The organism is Flavobacterium sp. (assembly GCF_035760125.1).
Lineage (GTDB): Bacteria > Bacteroidota > Bacteroidia > Flavobacteriales > Flavobacteriaceae > Flavobacterium.
Window position 1 is genome coordinate 1 of the sequence record NZ_DASTTN010000010.1, and the last position, 2,372, is coordinate 2,372.

General features: G+C 37.5%; 4 protein-coding genes. All 4 read right to left on the reverse strand.

What is annotated here, in order from left to right; all coding sequences use genetic code 11:
• The coding region (locus VFS71_RS00375; RefSeq protein WP_326398676.1) for a cyclic pyranopterin monophosphate synthase MoaC at positions 1-246 on the reverse strand (246 nt) is incomplete at its 3' end.
• Positions 247-441: 195 nt separating this feature from the next.
• Positions 442-888: a molybdenum cofactor biosynthesis protein MoaE gene (locus VFS71_RS00380; protein WP_326398678.1), complete on the reverse strand. Its 447-nt coding sequence runs from the start codon at positions 886-888 to the stop codon at positions 442-444.
• 45 nt (positions 889-933) lie between these two features.
• A complete protein-coding gene (locus VFS71_RS00385) occupies positions 934-1,998 on the reverse strand; it encodes a HesA/MoeB/ThiF family protein (RefSeq protein ID WP_326398679.1) in 1,065 nt (354 codons plus the stop codon).
• 34 nt (positions 1,999-2,032) lie between these two features.
• Positions 2,033-2,275 (reverse strand): MoaD/ThiS family protein, encoded by a 243-nt coding sequence (locus VFS71_RS00390; RefSeq protein WP_326398680.1) that lies wholly within the window; start codon positions 2,273-2,275, stop codon positions 2,033-2,035.
• Between the last annotated feature and the right edge of the window lie 97 nt (positions 2,276-2,372).

Below are 2,372 nucleotides of genomic sequence, written 5' to 3' on the forward strand. Positions count from 1 at the left end.
CACCGAATCTTCCAACAGTTCGTATTCAATTCCAGTAAATTCAATCGGCATGGGATGGCAATCCGGAATAGAGTTCGAAGTATTTTTTACGGCAAATAAACCCGCAGTTCGTGCAACTTCCAATACATCGCCTTTTGGAACAGTTTTATTCAAAATGGCCTGCATCGTTGCTGGCAAACCTACTTTTACGATTGCTTGGGCTGTAGCCGTGCGTTGTGTGATTATTTTATGGGTGATATCTACCATTTATTTAGTGACTAGTGATTAGCATTATTTATTAATTTGGGCGTGTCCCTACGGGTCGGGCTTTCGGCTTTATCTCTCCGTTTCACTACGAGGATACCGCCTCTATCCCTCACGCAAATTCACGTTTTCAAATCTCCTTCAGGCACTTCTTACAGCCTTCTGCTTTCTAAATTCTGTTTTCTGCCTTCTCTTTTTTCAAGTATTCTGCTTCCAAACATAGCTTTCATCTTCAAAAATTTCTTTTCCGAAAATCGCTGTCTTTTCTTTTATTTCTTCCACCAAAAACTCCAAGGCTTCATACACCACTTTTCGTCTTGGTGCCGAAACAAAGACAAACAAACAGATTTCGCCTGTTTTCACCGTTCCCAGACTGTGATAAATATGCAAACACGAAAGCTCATATTTAGCAAAAGCCGCTTCCCGAATTTCATAAAACGTTTGTTCTGCCATTTCTTCGTAGGCGGTGTATTCAATGGCGGTGACAGTTTTCTCATCAATCACATCGGCTCGAACTTGACCCAGAAAAATATTGTGGGCACCAATCGTGGTTTTGCTTTGGTGTTTGGCAATCGAATTCCCAATGAACTCTGATGTTATCTGACCCTGAATAAAGGAACTTTTTTTGGGTTTATCTGCTGACATTATAGTATTGTTTATTTTTATTGCTTATTGAAATTACTGTTGCTGCTAAATCTGATTTTTCAAAGATTCAATTCCCTTTCCTAAATGAAAAACTCCAACAAATCCTGATTTTTGAAGATAATTCATAGCGGCTAAACTGCGTTGTCCCGTTTGACAAAACAAAACGATTTCTTGGTTTTTATCCAATTTCTTACTGTATTCTTCTAATTCGCCCAAAGGAATCTGAATGACATTCTTTCCTTTAAACTCTGGAATTTCTTCCAACTCTCGAACATCAATAACGACAATTCCCGACTGATTGCATTTTTCAAAAAAAGACTCCGGACTTAAATCCACTTCTTCTTTTTTACTGTTTAAAATTAGCGTTCCATTTATAATTCCTTTTTCAATCATTTTTGGATTTTTAGAGAAATTAATGGTTTGCGTTTGAAAATGCAAAGCATCGTAAATCAATAATTTTCCCGACAATATTTCGCCAATTTCGAGTATTATTTTGAGCACTTCGGTGGCCTGCAATGTTCCTATAGCGTTCGGCAAAATCCCCAAAACCCCTGAATCAGCACAATTAGGAACCGCTTTCAAGCTTTCCTGCTCCGGAAACAAACAACGATAACTTGGTCCATTTTTATAATTGAATACCGAAATCTGGCCTTCAAACTTATGAATTGAAGCATACACCATCGGAATTCTTTTAGCGACTGACACATCATTAATCAAATAGCGAACGGCAATCGCATCGGTACAATCGACTATGATTTGGTATTCTTCCACTATTCTGGCAGCATTTTGCAAAGAAAAAAACTCTGAAAATGCAATAACGCTAATCTCAGGATTGAGTTCCAAAATAGCTTTTCTGGCTGTTTCGGCTTTACTGTTTCCACAATCTTTTAAAGTGAATAATAATTGTCTGTGCAAATTGGTTTCGTCCACCACATCTCCATCAACAATTCCGATGTTCCCTACTCCCGCCGATGCCAAATTTTGCAAAACAGGGCAGCCCAAACCGCCTGCACCAATTACCAAGACCCGAGCGTCCTGCAATTTTTGCTGACCCGTTTCTCCTATTTCAGGGAGAATTATTTGTCTGGAATAGCGTTTGGTGTTTATCATTCTTTATTAAATTCTTTTATGAAACTGATGCATTTTAACCACCAGCAAAAGGAGGCAAAAAAGCAATTACATCATTGTCTTTTATTGTGGTTTTCAAATCGCTTATTGTTTGGTTGATCGCAATGTTATAAGCTGCGTTTTGCATGTTTTGGTAACTACTTTCAATTTTTGATTTTAATTCAAAAACCGAAATAGTATCTTCGTCAAAAGAGAATTGCTCCTCTTTCAATTGTGTGATATCAGCTAGTAAACCAAAATATTTTAGCGTTATGGTCATTTGATTAAATTTTGATATTCTTCTTGTGTATTTATATTTTGCACTTGATTGCTCCATTTTTCAGGAACCTCAATCGTTTGGTGTTTGACATCCTCAA

Coding starts and splice junctions, on each gene's coding strand:
- VFS71_RS00385 (WP_326398679.1), bottom strand. CDS start 1,998: ATGATAAACACCAAACGCTATTCCAGACAAATAATTCTCCCTGAAATA.
- VFS71_RS00380 (WP_326398678.1), bottom strand. CDS start 888: ATGTCAGCAGATAAACCCAAAAAAAGTTCCTTTATTCAGGGTCAGATA.
- VFS71_RS00390 (WP_326398680.1), bottom strand. CDS start 2,275: ATGACCATAACGCTAAAATATTTTGGTTTACTAGCTGATATCACACAA.